The sequence below is a fragment of the Clostridium sp. UBA7791 genome, assembly GCF_002480755.1.
In the GTDB taxonomy this organism is placed as follows: domain Bacteria; phylum Bacillota; class Clostridia; order Clostridiales; family Clostridiaceae; genus Clostridium_J; species Clostridium_J sulfidigenes.
The window spans coordinates 39,004-56,848 of record NZ_DLCT01000011.1 but is presented as its reverse complement, the minus strand read 5'-3'; the positions used below and the strand labels follow the sequence as shown (position 1 = coordinate 56,848).

The 17,845-nt window shown below is 30.1% G+C and carries 19 protein-coding genes and 1 tRNA gene; 2 read left to right on the top strand and 18 right to left on the bottom strand.

Annotated elements, in window-relative coordinates:
* Window positions 1-147: 147 nt before the first annotated feature.
* The 16 genes from map to B3Z56_RS14060 all read right to left on the bottom strand — a co-directional run bounded on the left by map (window position 148) and on the right by B3Z56_RS14060 (window position 13,875).
* Window positions 148-1,014: a type I methionyl aminopeptidase gene (map, locus tag B3Z56_RS14135; RefSeq protein WP_346879052.1), complete on the bottom strand. Its 867-nt coding sequence runs from the start codon at window positions 1,012-1,014 to the stop codon at window positions 148-150.
* 177 nt (window positions 1,015-1,191) lie between these two features.
* On the bottom strand, window positions 1,192-1,839 hold the full coding sequence (locus B3Z56_RS14130) for an amidase domain-containing protein (RefSeq protein WP_346879051.1): 648 nt from the start codon (window positions 1,837-1,839) through the stop codon (window positions 1,192-1,194).
* 87 nt (window positions 1,840-1,926) lie between these two features.
* Entirely contained in the window at window positions 1,927-2,802 is an 876-nt protein-coding gene (locus B3Z56_RS14125; protein WP_346849192.1) for a DegV family protein, read from the bottom strand.
* A 240-nt stretch (window positions 2,803-3,042) separates the two neighbouring features.
* Complete coding sequence (locus B3Z56_RS14120; RefSeq protein WP_346879050.1) at window positions 3,043-3,849, bottom strand: acetyl-CoA carboxylase carboxyltransferase subunit alpha; 807 nt, start codon at window positions 3,847-3,849, stop codon at window positions 3,043-3,045.
* A gap of 30 nt (window positions 3,850-3,879) precedes the next feature.
* Window positions 3,880-4,746, bottom strand: coding sequence for an acetyl-CoA carboxylase, carboxyltransferase subunit beta (gene accD, locus B3Z56_RS14115; RefSeq protein WP_346879049.1), 867 nt, complete (start codon window positions 4,744-4,746; stop codon window positions 3,880-3,882).
* Between the two features lie 24 nt (window positions 4,747-4,770).
* On the bottom strand, window positions 4,771-6,120 hold the full coding sequence (locus B3Z56_RS14110) for an acetyl-CoA carboxylase biotin carboxylase subunit (protein ID WP_035134569.1): 1,350 nt from the start codon (window positions 6,118-6,120) through the stop codon (window positions 4,771-4,773).
* Between the two features lie 19 nt (window positions 6,121-6,139).
* The gene (gene fabZ, locus B3Z56_RS14105) at window positions 6,140-6,568 is read right to left on the bottom strand and encodes a 3-hydroxyacyl-ACP dehydratase FabZ (RefSeq protein WP_414632261.1); all 429 of its coding nucleotides are present in this window, start codon (window positions 6,566-6,568) and stop codon (window positions 6,140-6,142) included.
* A gap of 61 nt (window positions 6,569-6,629) precedes the next feature.
* Window positions 6,630-7,142, bottom strand: a complete 513-nt coding sequence (gene accB / locus B3Z56_RS14100; RefSeq protein ID WP_346849189.1) for an acetyl-CoA carboxylase biotin carboxyl carrier protein — start codon at window positions 7,140-7,142, stop codon at window positions 6,630-6,632.
* A 3-nt stretch (window positions 7,143-7,145) separates the two neighbouring features.
* Window positions 7,146-8,384 carry a beta-ketoacyl-ACP synthase II gene (gene fabF / locus B3Z56_RS14095; RefSeq protein WP_346849188.1) on the bottom strand — a complete coding sequence of 413 codons (1,239 nt, stop codon included), beginning with the start codon at window positions 8,382-8,384 and terminating at the stop codon, window positions 7,146-7,148.
* 22 nt (window positions 8,385-8,406) lie between these two features.
* Window positions 8,407-9,147: a 3-oxoacyl-[acyl-carrier-protein] reductase gene (gene fabG, locus B3Z56_RS14090; protein ID WP_346849187.1), complete on the bottom strand. Its 741-nt coding sequence runs from the start codon at window positions 9,145-9,147 to the stop codon at window positions 8,407-8,409.
* Between the two features lie 14 nt (window positions 9,148-9,161).
* The gene (gene fabD / locus B3Z56_RS14085; protein ID WP_346849186.1) at window positions 9,162-10,106 is read right to left on the bottom strand and encodes an ACP S-malonyltransferase; all 945 of its coding nucleotides are present in this window, start codon (window positions 10,104-10,106) and stop codon (window positions 9,162-9,164) included.
* 15 nt (window positions 10,107-10,121) lie between these two features.
* On the bottom strand, window positions 10,122-11,063 hold the full coding sequence (gene fabK / locus B3Z56_RS14080) for an enoyl-[acyl-carrier-protein] reductase FabK (protein WP_346849185.1): 942 nt from the start codon (window positions 11,061-11,063) through the stop codon (window positions 10,122-10,124).
* Between the two features lie 50 nt (window positions 11,064-11,113).
* Window positions 11,114-11,344, bottom strand: a complete 231-nt coding sequence (acpP, locus tag B3Z56_RS14075) for an acyl carrier protein (RefSeq protein ID WP_035134562.1) — start codon at window positions 11,342-11,344, stop codon at window positions 11,114-11,116.
* Between the two features lie 26 nt (window positions 11,345-11,370).
* On the bottom strand, window positions 11,371-12,345 hold the full coding sequence (locus tag B3Z56_RS14070) for a beta-ketoacyl-ACP synthase III (protein ID WP_346849184.1): 975 nt from the start codon (window positions 12,343-12,345) through the stop codon (window positions 11,371-11,373).
* A 16-nt stretch (window positions 12,346-12,361) separates the two neighbouring features.
* Entirely contained in the window at window positions 12,362-12,823 is a 462-nt protein-coding gene (locus B3Z56_RS14065; protein WP_035134559.1) for a MarR family winged helix-turn-helix transcriptional regulator, read from the bottom strand.
* Window positions 12,824-13,002: 179 nt separating this feature from the next.
* The gene (locus B3Z56_RS14060) at window positions 13,003-13,875 is read right to left on the bottom strand and encodes a M23 family metallopeptidase (protein ID WP_346849183.1); all 873 of its coding nucleotides are present in this window, start codon (window positions 13,873-13,875) and stop codon (window positions 13,003-13,005) included.
* Between the two features lie 354 nt (window positions 13,876-14,229).
* Between B3Z56_RS14060 and B3Z56_RS14055 the strand changes: the two genes are divergently transcribed.
* Both B3Z56_RS14055 and B3Z56_RS14050 read left to right on the top strand, forming a co-directional pair.
* Entirely contained in the window at window positions 14,230-15,225 is a 996-nt protein-coding gene (locus B3Z56_RS14055; protein WP_346849182.1) for a DnaD domain protein, read from the top strand.
* On the top strand, window positions 15,218-16,207 hold the full coding sequence (locus B3Z56_RS14050; RefSeq protein ID WP_346879048.1) for an ATP-binding protein: 990 nt from the start codon (window positions 15,218-15,220) through the stop codon (window positions 16,205-16,207). The genes B3Z56_RS14055 and B3Z56_RS14050 overlap by 8 nt, the downstream gene beginning before the upstream one ends.
* A gap of 56 nt (window positions 16,208-16,263) precedes the next feature.
* Here the strand turns inward: B3Z56_RS14050 and B3Z56_RS14045 are convergent, their stop codons facing one another.
* Together B3Z56_RS14045 and B3Z56_RS14040 are read right to left on the bottom strand one after the other, a co-directional pair.
* A complete protein-coding gene (locus tag B3Z56_RS14045; protein ID WP_346879047.1) occupies window positions 16,264-17,532 on the bottom strand; it encodes a DNA polymerase IV in 1,269 nt (422 codons plus the stop codon).
* A gap of 213 nt (window positions 17,533-17,745) precedes the next feature.
* Window positions 17,746-17,820, bottom strand: a tRNA-Thr gene (locus B3Z56_RS14040).
* Between the last annotated feature and the right edge of the window lie 25 nt (window positions 17,821-17,845).

The following is a 17,845-nucleotide window of genomic DNA, read 5'->3' as shown; positions in this document are numbered from 1 at the left end:
ACTATCTATCTTTATTACATATTATACCATACAGCACCATAATAATGTACTTATACATTTTCTTAATGACAAAATAATTTCTTGTATTTTTAGACAAATATCTTCAATTTAATATTAAATTTTAATCCTATTGTATACAAATATAAATTAAGTTAATATTTCATAACCATCTTCAGTAACCAGTATGGTGTGTTCCCACTGAGCAGATAACTTGTTATCTTCTGTAACGGCAGTCCAGTTATCATCTAACACAACAGTTTCCGGTACCCCTTCATTTATCATTGGTTCTACTGTAAATGTCATTCCTGGTAAGAGAATCATCCCTTCGCCTTTTTGTCCTATATGAGGTACAAAAGGTTCTTCATGAAATTCATTACCTACACCATGACCACCATAATCATAAACTACAGAATATCCTTTGCTAGTTGCAAGCTGATTTATAGCAAATCCTATGTCTCCTAAAGTATTAAAAGGTTTTATTTGCTCTATTCCTACCTTTAAGCACTCTTTAGCAGTTTGTACCAAATCTTTTGCTTTATCACTAACATTTCCTATGAGAAACGTTCTATTTGAATCACCATAATAACCATCTAGAATACAAGTTACATCAACATTAACTATATCACCATCTTTTATTATAGTTTCTTCGTCTGGTATACCATGACAAACCACACTATTTATAGATACACAGGTGCTCTTAGGAAAACCATGATATCCCAAAGGTGCTGGATATGCTCCATGGGATACTGTATATTCATGGACCCATCTATTTACTTCTTCTGTAGATATTCCTACTGTTATTTTTTCTTCTACCATATCTAGTATATCTTTAGTTAGAGCACAACTTTTTCTTATTCCATCTATATCCTTTTGAGATTTTATAATTTCTCTTGGTATTTTATATCCATACTGTTCACTTAACTTTTCTAAATACTTATCTTGCTCCATATGACACTTTTTGTATTTTAATCCACTTCCACACCAACAACTATCATTTCTATTTAATTTATCCATATTAACCTCCATCATAATTAACCTCTTACATTCATATATAAATCTATTACAAAATTACTCTATTTTATATACTATATGTTTTACTTCTATTATACCACTTATTCCTTCTTACCATATTTTAATAGTAAATAATAATAAAAAAGTTTTGTAGAAATACATCTACAAAACTTTAAACAATTAAAAATGATAAATATAAATATATCTTCCCTTTTTGTTCTTTAATAATTTTAAGTATTCGTATAAAGATACATGCTTTCTATTCAATGAATGCTGAGCTATGAATAAGTCATTTCTGTTTAATGCTACATTAAACTCTTTAGCATGTACTACTTGAGAATGATATATTTTTTTGTTACTGTCTGCATATTGTATAACATCACCTATCATAATATAAGTATATAGTTCATCAAACTTAGCTATTGCTTCTTCTACTGTTAACTCCTTAAATTCATCTGCCATATTATTTCCTTGGCCATCTTTGTTTCCCCAATATTTTCTAAAGTATTCCGCACTTCTCCATGTCAGGGAAACTTTCTTTAAAGCCATTGGATCTTTAGTATAACAAAACCAATCTGTAAACTTTCTATAATCTGACCCCTTCATTTTCATTCCGCCTGCTACTAAAACTTGACTTATAAAATTAGCACAGTCATTATCCTTAAATACAGGGTATTCTTTTACATTGGGAGTCTCTGCATAAGCTTCAGCATAAGCCTTTGCTCTCGCTCTATTATATACATAGTTTTTTCTATTGATTATCTCATCTTTAAGTTGGGATTTGCTTTTGATCCTTTTGATTATTTTAAGTAATCTTATACTCTTCATAATCAACCTCCCATCTTAAATAATAAAACTAATTAGGTTGTAATTTAACCTCTATAATACTTATATACTCACAATCTACTGATTTGTTTACTCTTCTCTTCCATTACCAACAAAAAATAGTGCTAATAATCCCGCTCCAGTATGACTACCTATAGTCGGTCCTAAATTATTAATTATACACTCCTTAACTCTTCCGCTTTTTCTACAGAACTCTTCTAACAACTTTGCATCTTCTACACAATCTCCATGAGAAATAGTTATTAGTTGTTCTTCTCCTATGCTTCTTTCCTCAAATTTTTTTACAAGCTCTAGCATAGCCTTTTTTCTACCTCTAACCTTACTAAGAGGTATTAGTTTCCCCTCATTATTCATATGAAGTACTGGTTTTACACTAAGTAAAGTTCCCACCGTTGCAGCAGAACTTGATACTCTTCCACCTCTTTTTAAATGCTTTAAATCATCTACTGTAAAGTAATGATTTATTTTTAGTTTTATTCCTTCCGCAAACTCAACTATTTCTTCTTTTGATTTATTTTCTTTCATCATATCATAAACCTTATATACTAGTAATCCTATTCCCATACTAGCAGATAATGTATCTATTATAGTTATATCACAATCTGGATATTCTTCTTTCACACTTAAAGACGCATTTATTGCATTATTTACAGTTCCTGATAACCCTGAAGATAGTCCTATATAAATAATTGCTTTTCCTTCTTTTACTATATTTTTAAAAGCTTCTTCAAATTTATATACATTAATCTGGGATGTAGTATACATATCTCCAGTTCTTAAACCATCATAAAACTCTTTAATATCCAAAGTCTGACCAAAATAATCCTCTATATCTCGGCCTTTGAAATTACACCCAATAGGTAGACCTACTATGTTGGGTTGATTTATAAATTCAATAGGTAAATCGCTACCAGAATCAACTACTAAAACTACTTTGTTATTCATATATCATATTCCTCTCATTTATAAATTTATATAGCTTTTACTACATTCATTTTATATACTTAATTTTAATTATGGTCTCTTCTATATTATAATAGCTAGTTCAATTATTCATTTAATTATATATTAACAAAATAAAATAAGACCAATTATTATTAGTATTATAATCATTTTACTATAAGTTAAAACAATTTACATCAATACTATATTATAATTAGTCATATATTACCATATTTTATTAGTTTATTCTATATATTTACCTAATTTTCTAAACTTATAATATCTCTTAGTCAATAAAGAGTCTACAGGTTCTTTACTTAATCTTTCTAATACTTCTTTTAAATTTGCTTTTATACTTAAAATCATTTTATTTGAATCTTCCTGTGCTCCTCCTTTAGGTTCTTTGATAACCCTATCAATAACTCCTAAACCTAATAAATCTGAAGATGTTATTTTCATTATTTCAGCTGCCTCTTTAGCTTTAGTAACATCTTTATATAAAATAGATGCAAATCCTTCTGGAGATAAAATTGAGTATATAGAATTCTCAAGCATCCATACCTCATCAGCAACAGCAAGAGCCAATGCTCCTCCACTTCCACCTTCTCCTATAATCATAGAAACTATAGGAACCTTTAAATTACTCATAGTCATAAGGTTTTTAGCAATTGCCTCTCCTATACCACGCTCTTCTGATTCTATTCCACAAAAGGCACCTGGAGTGTCTACAAAAATAATTACAGGTCTTTTAAATTTTTCTGCTTGGAGCATAAGTCTTAATGCTTTTCTATACCCCTCTGGCTTTGGCATTCCAAAATTTCTTTCTATATTTTCTTTAGTATTATTTCCCTTTTGTATTCCAATAACTGTAACACTCTTATTTTCAAATTTAGCTATACCACCTACTATGGCACTATCATCGCCATAGCCTCTATCACCTTTTAACTCTATAAAATCCTCAAATATACTATTAATATAGTTAAGTGCTGTAGGTCTCTTAATACTACGTGCTATACTTACCTTTTCCCACGAGCTAAACTTGTTATCCATCTACTTCCAACACCTCTATTCCTTGTATCTTCAATTCACATGTATTTTTATAATAGTACTAAGAGTACTCTTCATATCCTTCCTGTGTACAACTTTATCTACATAGCCCTTTTCCAAAAGAAATTCCGCTGTCTGAAAATTATCTGGTAGCTTTTGCTTTATTGTTTGCTCAATAACTCTTCGTCCTGCAAACCCAATAAGTGCATTAGGTTCAGCAAGTATTATATCTCCTATCATTGCAAAACTTGCTGTTACACCTCCAGTGGTTGGATCTGTTAGTACAGATATATATAGTAACCCCCTATCATTATGATAGGATAATGCTGCTGACGTTTTGGCCATTTGCATAAGAGAAAATATTCCTTCTTGCATTCTTGCTCCTCCAGAGCAAGTAAATATTACTATTGGAAGTTCCTCCTTTGTTGCTAATTCTATGGCTCGTGTAATCTTCTCTCCAACTACACTTCCCATACTTCCCATGAGAAAATTACTGTCCATAGCACATATAACTACAGTATTACCATCTATATTCCCTATACCTGCTATAACAGCCTCTTTCATATTAGTAACTCTTTGTATCTTACTTACCTTCTCCGTATATTCTGGAAAGTCTAAAGGATTGTCTGAAATCATATCTGCAAATAATTCTTTAAATGTTCCTTCATCGATTGTTTGCTTAATTCTTTCTCTTGCTGTAAGTCTAAAATGTCCTCCACAAGAATAACACACTTTTAAATTATTTATTAAATCTCCTCTATATATGGTATTACCGCATTTAGGACATCTACTCCACATTCCATCAGGTACTTGTGGTCTCCTTTTTATCTCACCCTCTTTATTGCTCGGTTTTACTTCTATATAAACATTTTTTTTAAATAATGACCTTAAATCTTTCATATAATTACCTCATTTAGATTTAAACTATTTAACTTTATTAAGATATGCTTCTAAGAACCCTGTATCAAAAGTTCCTTCTACAAAACTCTCATTAGTTAAAATATCAAGCTGAAGGTCTATGTTAGTACTAACTCCTTCTATTATGAATTCACTTAATGCTCTTTTCATTTTGCTTATAGCTTCTTCTCTATCTTTACCGTGAACTACAAGTTTACCAATCATTGAATCATAGCAGTGTGGAATTTTATATCCTTGATATACCGCAGAATCTAACCTAATCCCATTTCCACCAGGTACATATAAATTAGTTATTTCACCTGGACAAGGTCTAAAATTTTTATAAGGATCCTCCGCATTTATTCTACACTCAATAGAGTGACCTGTAATTTTTATATCTTCTTGTGAAAAACTTAACTTTTCTCCATAAGCTATCCTAATTTGTTCTTTTATTAAGTCAACTCCTGTTACCATTTCTGTTACAGGATGCTCTACCTGTATTCTAGTGTTCATCTCCATGAAATAGAACTTCTTATGCTTATCTACTAGAAATTCTATAGTTCCAGCATTTACATACCCTATAGATTTAGCTGCTTTAACTGCAGTCTCTCCCATTTTTTTTCTCATACTATCATCTATAAATACTGATGGTGCTTCTTCTAACACCTTTTGATTTTTTCTTTGTATAGAACATTCACGCTCACCTAGATATACTGTGTTTCCATAATTATCTGCTATGAGTTGTATTTCTATATGCCTTGGTTTTTCTATAAACTTTTCTATATACATCGAATCATCGTTAAATGAAACTTTCGCTTCTCTCTTTGCTGCATTAAAATCACTTATAAGCTGATTCTCATTATTTACAATCCTAATTCCTTTTCCTCCGCCTCCGCTAGAGGCCTTTATCATTACTGGATATCCTATTTCTTTAGCTATTACTATAGCTTCCTCTTCATTATTTATAATTCCCTTTGATCCTGGTACTACTGGTATATTAGCCTTTTCCATAAGTTCTCTGGCTTTTGATTTATTTCCCATATTGTTTATATTTTCTGCTGTGGGTCCTATAAATTTAATATTACACTCTTCACACATCTTGGCAAATCTACTATTTTCAGATAAAAATCCAAACCCTGGATGAATAGCCTCTGCACCTTTTAAAATAGTAGCATTTAATATATTATTTTCATTTAGATAACTATCCTTTGAGGCTGATGGTCCAATACAAACACACTCATCTGCCATTTGTGCATGCAAAGCTTCTCTATCACCTTCAGAATATACAGCTACAGTTTGTATTCCCATTTCTCTACAAGCCCTAATTATTCTAACTGCAATTTCTCCTCTATTAGCAATTAATATCTTTTTAAACATACGGCTACCTCTCTTACTTTTATACTCCTACTGCGAAGGTTAATTCACATTCACAAGCTACTACTCCATCAACTGTGGCAATTCCTTTACCAATACCCATTGGTCCTTTTATCTTTATAATTTCAACTTCTAGTTTTAATCTATCACCAGGTATAACTTTTCTCTTAAACCTAGCATTTTTTATCCCACCGAAGTAGGCTATCTTGCCTCTAAACTTTTCATCATAAAGTAATGCAATGGCACCAACTTGTGCAAGCGCTTCTACTATTATCACTCCAGGTAATACAGGTTCTTGCGGAAAATGACCTTGAAAAAAATATTCATTCATAGTTATATTTTTATATCCTACCGCTTTTTTCATTGGTTCTAAACCTTCTATTTGATCTACAAATAAAAATGGATATCTATGAGGTATTATTTCTTGTATCTCTTTTATATTGAGTTTTATTACATCACTTTCTATTGCATCCAACATTATTTATATTACCTCCTTTATATAATCTATATTTCTAAAGTTTTATAGCCATTATAGGCTGACCAAATTCTACTACATCTCCATTATTAACAAATATTTTAGCCACCGTTCCTTCAACTTCACATTCAATTTCATTCATCAATTTCATAGCTTCAATTATGCACAGAATTGACTCCTTTGATACTGAATCTCCTATTTTTATATAAGGTTCTCCATTTTCTGTAGGTGAAGAATAATATGTTCCTACCATAGGTGACTTAACTATAAAGCATTCTTCTAAATTACTCTCTTCAGTAATTATTTCTTCATGCTTTGTTGATATTACTGAAGTATTATCATTTGCATTATTAGTATGATTAACATACTCTATATCACATTTATCTGTGATTTTAGATTGATTTAATCCTCTAGCATCTTCATTATAAATAATTTTGCTAGAATCATTTTTGCTCATCCTTATTCTAAGTCCTGCTTCTTCTAGTTCTAATTCCTTAAGATCGGAATCATTTATTAATTTAATTAGCCTTTCAATTGCTTCATAATTCATAATTTATTCCTCCCATTTCTTAAATAAAAGTGTAGCATTATGACCACCAAATCCTAAGGAATTAGACAAAGCATATTTTAGTTCTGCTCTTCTTCCAATATTAGGAACATAATCTAAATCACAATCTTCATCCTTCTCTTCAAGACCAATAGTAGCTGGAATAAACCCTTCCTCTAAAGCTTTTATACATACAATTGATTCTATAGCACCTGATGCTCCCAATAAATGTCCTGTCATTGATTTTGTAGAACTAACTGGGATCTTATAGGCTTGCTCTTTAAATAAATTTTTAATAGCTATAGTTTCAAATTTATCATTATATGGAGTACTAGTTCCATGAGCATTAATATATGATATATCTTCTAAGCTTACATTTCCTTCTTCTATGGCAAGTTGCATAGCTCTTGCTGCCCCTTCTCCATCAGCACTAGGCTGAGTGATATGATAGGCATCACAAGTAGCTCCATATCCAATAACTTCACCATATATTTTTGCACCTCTTGCCTTTGCATGCTGGAGCTCTTCTAAAATTAAAACTCCTGCTCCTTCACCCATTACAAATCCACTTCTATTTTTATCAAAAGGAATAGATGCTTTTTTAGGATCCTCACTCTTACTTAAAGCCGTTAATGCAGTAAATCCAGCAAGACCTATTGATGTTATAGATGCCTCTGTCCCACCTGTAATCATTACTTCTGCTCTATTTGCCTTTATCATCTCAAAAGCTTCACCTATACTATTAGTTCCTGTAGCACAAGCTGTCACTACAGATAGGCATGGCCCTTTAGCACCATATTTAATAGCAACATTTCCTCCTGCCATATTCTCTATCATCATAGGAATTAAAAATGGTGATACCTTAGTTGTATCTCTTTCTAACATTCTTTTATATTCATTTTCTAATGTATCGAGTCCACCAATTCCTGAACTAATTAAAACACCTAATCTATATTTATCAATACTATCTAAATCTAAATTTGAAGATTTTACTGCCTCCTCTGCTGCTGCCATAGCAAGTTGACAATATCTATCCATCCTCTTAGCTTCTTTTCTATCAATAACCTCTGTAGGGTCAAAATCTTTAACCTCTGCCGCTATTTTAACTTTAAACTTTTCTACATCCATAGATTTTATAAAATCTATGCCACATTTACCATTCTTAACTCCATCCCAAAAGCTGTTAATATCATTACCAATAGGAGTTAATGCTCCCATCCCTGTGATTACCACTCTTCTATTCACTTTATATGTCCTCCTTAAATAACTACATTACCATTCCGCCATCTACATTTATAACTTGACCTGTTATATAGTCTCCACCCTCTGATGCAAGAAAAACTACAGTCCTTGCTACATCTTCTACATTTCCAAATCTATTTAAAGGAATTAGTCCTAACATACCATCCTTTACTTTTTCACTTAATACATCTGTCATATCACTTTTTATAAATCCTGGTGCTACAGCATTTACAGTTATACCTCTAGCTCCTACTTCCTTAGCTATTGACTTAGTAAGTCCTATAACACCTGCTTTAGATGCTGCATAGTTTGCCTGCCCTGCATTCCCTACAACTCCTACTACAGAAGAAATATTTATAATCTTTCCACTTCTCTGTTTAAGCATGTGAGACACTGCACTCTTACAAGTATTAAATACACCCTTAAGATTTATATCTATAACCTTATCAAAGTGCTCTTCTTTCATTCTCATAATTAATCCATCTTTTGTTATTCCTGCATTATTAATTAATATGTCTATAGTTCCAAAAACTTTTACCGTTTCATCTATTAATTTTTTTCCTTCTTCGAAACTACTTATATCTCCTTTTACTAAAATAGCATTTCCTCCAAGACTTTTTATTTCCTCGGCAACTTTTTCTGCCTCTGCATCACTACTAACATAATTTATAACCACATTAGCTCCTTTTTTACCAAACTCTATAGCTATAGCTCTTCCTATACCTCTACTTCCTCCAGTAACTACCACATTCTTTCCTTTAAACATATATATATCCTCTCCTATACATGAGCTTCTTGTAAATATTTCAATGTACTATAAATTGATTCTTTATCCTCAACATTTAATATTTTTACATCTTTACTTATCTTCTTTACAAAACCACTAAGGGCTTTTCCTGGTCCAACTTCTATAAAAGTATTAATTCCCATATCAATCATATTTTCTATAGTCTTTTGCCATTTCACAGAAGATTTAACTTGAGCTTCTAACAACTGTCTAAGTTCCATTACGTTTTGTAAAACCTCTCCTGTAACATTAGGTATTACTTCTATATTGCTTTCATTAAAAGTTACCTCACTTAATACATCTCCTAATTTTTTAGATGCATTTTCCATTAATTCTGTATGAAATCCTCCACTTACTGGTAACTTAACAATTTTCTTAGCACCTTTAATTTTTAAACTTCTCATAGCTTCTTCTACTAAGAAATCCTCTCCTGAAATTACAATTTGAGAACTACAATTATAATTTGCTATACCTATTATTCCTTTATCACTAAGTTCATTACATACTTCTTCTATAATTTCTATTTTCCCACCAATGATAGCCGCCATGGAGCCGTTAGTTTTATCACTATCTTCCTTCATGAATATTCCTCTTTCTCTTACTACTCTTAATCCTTCTTCAAAATTCATAATTCCACTTGAGATTAAAGCAGAATATTCTCCAAGGCTCAATCCTGCAACAACCTTAGGATTTATTCCATGAAATTTTAAAATTTCAAATAATGCTATTGAAAGAGTTACTATAGCTACTTGATTATTTTCAGTAGAGGTTAGTTCTTCTATGGGACCATTGAAGCATAACTCACTTATATCTTTATTTAAAATTTTGTTAGCTTTTTCAAATACTTTCTTAGCTTCTAAGAATTCTTCATGTATTTCCTTTCCCATACCTACGTACTGACTTCCTTGGCCTGGGAAAATAAATGCGATATTTTTCATAGTTACCTCTCAACTTTAAAATTTATTTATCATGGATTTTAGTAATGTTTCAGTACCTTCTACAAAATCTTTAATTATTTCTTCACAACTTTCTTCCTTTTTTATTAAAGCTGCAATTTGACCTGCCATAATAGAACCATTATCTACATCACCGTCTATAACAGCCTTTTTAAGTCCACCAACCCCTAATTGTTCTAGCTCTTCAGCTGATGTACCTAACTTTTCAAGTCTTAAATATTCTCTAGATAATCTATTTCTAAGAACTCTTACAGGATGCCCAGTACTTCTACCTGTAACTACTGAATCTATATCCTTTGATTCTATTACCTTTTTTTTATAATTTTCATGAATAGTGCACTCATTCGCTGCTAGAAATCTAGTTCCTACTTGAAATCCATTAGCACCTAATGCTAATGCAGCCAACATTCCTCTAGAATCTCCTATACCACCAGCTGCTATAACAGGTATATTTACAGCATCTACAACCTGAGGAAGAAGTGCCATAGTTGTAAGTTCTCCTATGTGTCCACCAGCTTCACAACCTTCAGCAATTACCATATCTGCTCCACTTCGCTCCATTCGTTTTGCAAGCCCTGTTGAAGCTACTACTGGAATAACCTTAATATTATGATCTTTCCACATATTCATGTATTTACCTGGGTTTCCTGCACCTGTTGTAACAACCTTTACTCCTTCTTCACAAACAATCTTAGCAACCTCATCAGCATTATCACTAAGAAGCATTATGTTTACTCCAAAAGGTTTATCTGTAAGCTCTTTAGCTTTTCTTATTTCTAATCTAACATTTTCTGGAGAGTTATTTCCTGCCGCTATAATTCCAAGCCCTCCCGCATTTGATACGCTACTTGCTAATACACTATCTGCAATCCAAGCCATAGCCCCTTGAATTATTGGGTATTGTATTCCTAAAGCTTCACATATATCTGATTTGAACATATATACCTCCTATGGTTAAGGTCAGATAGATAGCTATCTGACCTTTTGTTTTAATTAACTTTGCTTTCTATATAGCTTGAAATATCTTGAACATTTTTTATGTTTTCTATATCCTCATTTGGAATTTCAATATCAAACTCTTCTTCTAAACTCATAACAATTTCAAATATTTCTAGAGAATCTATTCCTAAATCATCTGTAAAACTTGCTTGTATATTTAGTTCCTCTACCTCTACACCTAGTTCTTTTGCTATAACTTTTTTTACTCTTTCTAATACCATTTTTTATTCCTCCTATATATTTTAAATTATTTATTCCATTTTAACAGTGCACTACCATAGGTTAGTCCACCACCAAATCCTATAATTACTATGTTACTTCCTTGTTTGATTTGACCATTTTTATTTGCTTCATCTAAAGCTATTGGAATACTTGCACTAGATGTATTACCCTTTTTGTCTAAATTTATAATGAATCTAGATAAAGGTATATCAATTTTCTTACTAACACTTTCTATCATTCTTATATTAGCTTGATGTGGAAGTATAAAATCTATATCATCCTTTTTTATATTGCTTTTTTGAATAATTCTATTAAATTCCTCTTCCATAACCTTAACAGCAAACTTATAAATATCTTTTCCATTCATCTGAATCTTATTATTATTTATAACTTCCTTGGTACATATATTCTCCATAGGAAGTATGTCACAAGTAAGGGATTCACCTTTAGATCCTACACTTTTACAGTTGATATAACTTATATGCTCTTCAGAATCTTTTCCTATAACTACAGCTCCTGCTCCATCTCCAAATAATACACAAGTATTTCTATCTTCCCAATTTACGATTTTAGATAATACCTCTGCTCCAATTATTAAAGCTTTTGTAGCCCTACCTGTTTCTATATATCCCTTAGCTATATCTAACGCAAATATAAACCCACTACATGCAGCATTTATATCAAAAGCCATAGCATTTACAGCACCTATTTCCTTTTGTACATTACATGCAACTGATGGAATTAAACTATCTGGTGAAACTGTAGCCACTAAAATTAAATCAATTTCTTTACCATCTACATTACTATCCTCTAAAGCCTTTAGAGCTGACTTTATTGCTAATTCTGAAGTATCTTCTCCAGTAGAAATTCTTCTTTCCGCAATTCCAGTTCTCTCTCTAATCCAGCTATCTGAAGTATCTACAATATTCTCTATATCTTTATTGTAAACTATATTAGATGGTGTATAAGAACCTGTTCCTAGTATTCTTGAACCAATCACATTTATTCTCCTTTACTTATTTTTTAAGATTGTATTTTGACTTAAAGAAGCTATTTACTTTCTCTAGAGATCTTATTAGCACTTCTTCCTCTTCATCTGTTAAACCTTTTATAGTTTCACTAATCATGTCCTGATGAAATTTTTCATGAACTCTATATGCTAACTTTCCTTTTCTAGTAAGAGCTATCATTACAGATCTTCTATCTTCTTCTCCTCTTGTACGTTCTACATATCCTTTTTTTACAAGTTTCGTTATGGCTGTAGTTAAAGTACCTACTGTAATATTTAAATCATTTGCTACTTCCGTCATTGTTCTTGGATGATACATTCCTATAGCTTCAATAGTATGTATCTCTGTAACCGATAAATCTTTAAGTACTCCTTCTTGTAGAGCAGTTTGTTCAATCTCTAGAATATCATTAAATATAGTTACTAATAATTCATTTAATACGTATTTATTTGAATTTAAGGATTTCATTCTACTTTATTCTCCTTTTGTTTGACTTTCAAATAGTTTGATAATCAAAGTATATTACTAAAGAAAAACAAAGTCAATATATTTTTTTTACTTTTATTTTTACCAAAAATTTAACTTGTCACAATTTATTCATTTTTACCAAAAATAAAGTCTAGATAAATCTAGACTTTATTAAAAATTTAATATCCAATTATCCCTGTATATCCCAAAGGATCTATTGGAACTCCATCTACTCTTATCTCAAAATGTAGATGTGGACCTGTGCTATCTCCAGTATTACCAACTTCTGCTATAACTTGCCCTCTTAGAACCTGTTCACCTTCAGACACATTTAATTTGCTACAATGTGCATATACAGTCTGCAAGTTATCACTATGGTCGATTATTACTACTTTACCATACCCATCTGCTATCCCTGAAAAGCTCACTGTTCCATCTAATGCAGCTTGAATTTCAGTACCTGTATTAGCAGCCAAATCAATTCCCTTATGATAATATCCTTCTCTCTTCTCACCAAAAGTGGAAGTTAGTATACCTTTTATAGGTGTTGTTATTGAATTGTGTAAAAAAACCTCTCTATTTATTTGGGTATTCCCCCTACTAAGAGGCGTAAAAGCAACTTGCGAATTATTAGTCTTTTGTATATATTTAACCTGATTTTCTTTTGTAACTGTAAAGTTAATTAAACTGTTATCATTTGTATTATTGTATCCTATTATTTTATTAGAAATTTCACTTTCACTTAAAACATCTTCTTTATTACAAATTATTTTTTCATATACTATCTTATTATTTACAGCAATATCTTTAACATTATCTATATTACATGTATCTATATAGATATCTCTTACTTTATTAAGAGCATTGTTACCTGTGGCTTCATCAGCAACTATGCCAATTTCTACACCATCTGATTTCATAACTACTGCCTTTATTTTTTCATTCGCTTTTACATTTTCTTTTGCTTCTACCGGATTCATGGTAATCATAGTTAAAATACATAAGAGTGATACACATACTATGACTAATTCTCGTAGTATATTTTTCATCATTGTATTACCTCCCTACTACAATGATAATATACCCCATTGAAATTATTTTAAACATAATGTACAAAACAATAGTCAATTTTATTATTAATAAAATATTAATTTTATATACTAATATCTATACATTTATTAATTATTAAATTTTACTTTTAATAGGTTTACTATATGATATACTAAGGTTATAATATAATTCTTAATTGAAACTTATTCTAAAAGGTTATAAAAATAGAGCAATAAGATATAACTTATATAACAAATAAATAATTTATTTACTTATATATAATTATAACCTTAGTTTTCAACAAGAGTTTAATGTAATGCTATTACATTACGATAACATGGAAAGGTTGAGATTTTATGAGTACTTTTATGTTTAAAACCAAAAATTTAGATTATACTCCCGTAAGCAATGTGTTTATAGATAACTTCATGGCAAAGGCTAGAGGCGAGTATATAAAAGTTTATTTACTTGGTCTTAAATATTGTGTTAGTGGAGAAATCGGTGTAAACTCAACTCTTATAGCTTCAGCTCTATCCTTATTAGAAACTGACGTAATAAATGCTTGGAATTATTGGAATGACGAAGGTGTTATAAGATTAGTTCCCATAGATAATATGGGAAATTATAATATAGAATTCTTAGAACTAACTAAGGCTCCCGATAACGGAAAATCTGTGAATTTATTAAAAGAACTAGATAATTCTATGGTTAAAGATATGTTGCAAGATATAGAAAGATTATTAGCACGTCCACTTTCGCCCAAAGAAATGACTACTTATCTCGGATGGCAAAACGACTTTAATTTTTCTCCTGAAATTATACTTTTACTTATAGAATATTGTGTTTCTAAAGGAAAATCTGACTATAGATATATTGAGAAAATAGCTGTATCTTGGAGTGATAACAATATAACTAGTATAGACGAAGCACAAGACTTTATAAAAAAGCATGAGGATAAATGGATTAATATAAGAAAAATCTTAACTTATTTAGGTCTGAAAAATGGTGATGTTATGAAACCTCAAGAAGAGCTTTTGGAAAAATGGTTAAATGTATATAATTTTTCTTTAGAAATTATATATAAAGCTTGTGACATATGCTTTGAAAGACTAAATAGAGCCGACTTTAAATATATTGATGGTATACTTAATAGTTGGTTTAAAGACAAAATTAAAACTCTTCAAGATATTGAGTTAAAAGACAAGAAAAAAATTAATTTTAAACCTATTGTTAATGAAGTTTCAAATACCAATACAAAAAAAGGCAAAGGTAAATTTCATAGTTACGATCAAAGGACCTATGATTTTGAAGATTTAGAAAGAAAACTTTTAGGATGGGATAATAATGACTAATAAATATCATTTAGAAATTATGAAACTTTATGATAAAATAAAGGAAAATCAAAAAAATGCTTTAGAATTAAGAAAATCAGAAGTAAAAAAACGTGTTCCTGAAATAGATGATATTGAAAATCATATAGGGAAGCTATGTATTAAGGTTTCCCTAGCCGCCTTTCAGGATGCGCCTAATAGAGAACAACATTTAAAAGAACTAAAGGAAAATATAACTAATTTAAGAGTTAAAAAGACTGAGTTACTGGTATCAAACGGTTATCCTTTAGATTATCTAGATATTCATTATAATTGTAATAAATGTAATGATACTGGATTTATAGGATTACAAAAATGTAGTTGCTATAAACAAAAACTTAATAGTTTTTATTATAGAAATAGTGATTTATTCATAGTTTCTGATGATCATAATTTTGCTAATTTTAATATGGACTTCTATAGTGATAAAAGAATTGGCCGTGAAAAATATAGTCCAAAGGAAAATATAAAAAGCATTGTAAATCAATGTTTTAGATATATAGCAAACTTTGAGTCAACATTAGAAAATCTTCTTTTTTATGGTAATCCAGGCACTGGAAAAACCTTTTTATCTCACTGTATCGCAAAAGAATTAATAGATAATGGATATTTTATAGTGTATAAGACTTCTGAAGAATTGATTAAAAACTTAAAAGATATAAGATTTAATAACAATTCAACTCTAGAAGATCACCTAATTAATTGTGATTTGCTTATAATAGATGACTTAGGTACAGAAGTATCCTCAGAATTTGCTATATCTGAGTTATTTAACCTACTGAATACAAAGCTTCTAAGAAATAAAAAAATGTTAATATCTAGTAACTTTTCTTTAGATGAATTATTATCTATCTATTCAGAACGTATTACCTCTAGACTTTTTGGTAATTTTTCTTTGTTTAAGTTTTATGGTGATGATATAAGGCTTCAAAAAAATTTAAATAGTAAAGCATCCTCTAAATAATTTCATTTGATCAAAGGCATCCTAACTTATACTTATATTAAGTTAGGATGTTTTTTTTATTTAGAAGAATCATAAAGGCCTCCCATCATTAAAAAATCTTCTGCTTTTTCATCTTCTAAGCCCCTTTTATTATTTGAGCTTATAAAGGTAGATCTTATTATGGATGAATCTCCATACTTTTCTCTTATCTTATCTATAGTACTATCTAAGTTTCTTTGTTTATCTATTTTTTCATCATCAAATAAAGATTTTTGATATATACTATTATCACTCAACTTAGTTACTCTGACTCCTAATAATCTTATGGGTTCTCTACGCCACATCTCCTTAAATATTACTTTCACTAATTTAAAAATTTCTTCAGTCGAATCTGTTGGGGTTAAAAACTTTTTCTGATGAGAATAAGTTGTAAATATATTCGACTTTATTGATACAACTACAATACCACATAAAGACTTATTAGCTCTAAGTCTCTTAGCTACGCTTTCAGTAAGTGACAATAATACTTTTAAAGCTTCATCTGTACTTAATATATCCTTGCTTGTAGTAGTTGAATTTCCTATGCCTTTTACATCCACATAATTATCACAGTTTATGGGTGAATTATCTATTCCATTGGCATATTCATAAATTATATTTGCATAGCTCTTAAATATATTTCTTAAAATGCTCAAATTATAATTTGCTAAATCTCCAATTGTAAATATATTTAAATCTATAAGCTTTTTTTCTGCTGCTTTTCCAACCATAAATAAATCGCCTACTTTAAGTGGCCACATCTTTATTTTTATTTCTTCTTTAAATAATGTATGGATAGAATTCTTCTTAGAAAAATCACTAGCCATCTTAGCTAATAACTTATTATTTCCTATTCCTATATTTACTGTAAAACCCAAGTCTTCTTCTATTTTTCTTTTAATCTCCTTAGCCTTTTCCATGTAGTCATATTTAAAATGACTTGCTTCCATAAAAACTTCATCTATAGAATACCTTTCAATAAAATCAGAATATGGCTCTAACAATTTATACATATCATTACTAAACCTTGTATATAGTTTATGTTCTGGTGGATAAACTTTTAATTGAGGGTACTTTTTCAACGCAACTACTATAGGTTCTCCGGTTATTATATTAAATTTCTTAGCTGGAATTGATTTTGCTAAAACTACTCCTCTTCTATCTTCTATACTTCCACCTATTATAGAAGGAATTTTTCTTATATCTATTTCACTTTCTCCACATTTTAATAAATTTATAGCTGTCCATGATAGAAATGCAGAGTTAACATCTATGTGAAATATTATTCTCTCGGACTTATTCTCCACAAATATCACATCCTCAAAATTAACTTATATTCTTATTTTAACGAACAAATATTCGTTTGTAAAGATATAATTATATACCTTTATGACAATAATTTATTTTAAATTAAAATATATCCTTAATATTTATATATTTAATTTTTATGTATTTAATTATTTTTTACTTATGTATTAATTCAAAAAATAAAAAAAGACTCTGAATTAATTCAGAATCTTTGGAGCTGGCAATAGGAATCGAACCTACAACCTGCTGATTACAAATCAGCTGCTCTACCGTTGAGCCATGCCAGCATAAGTGGCGACCCAGAAGGGACTC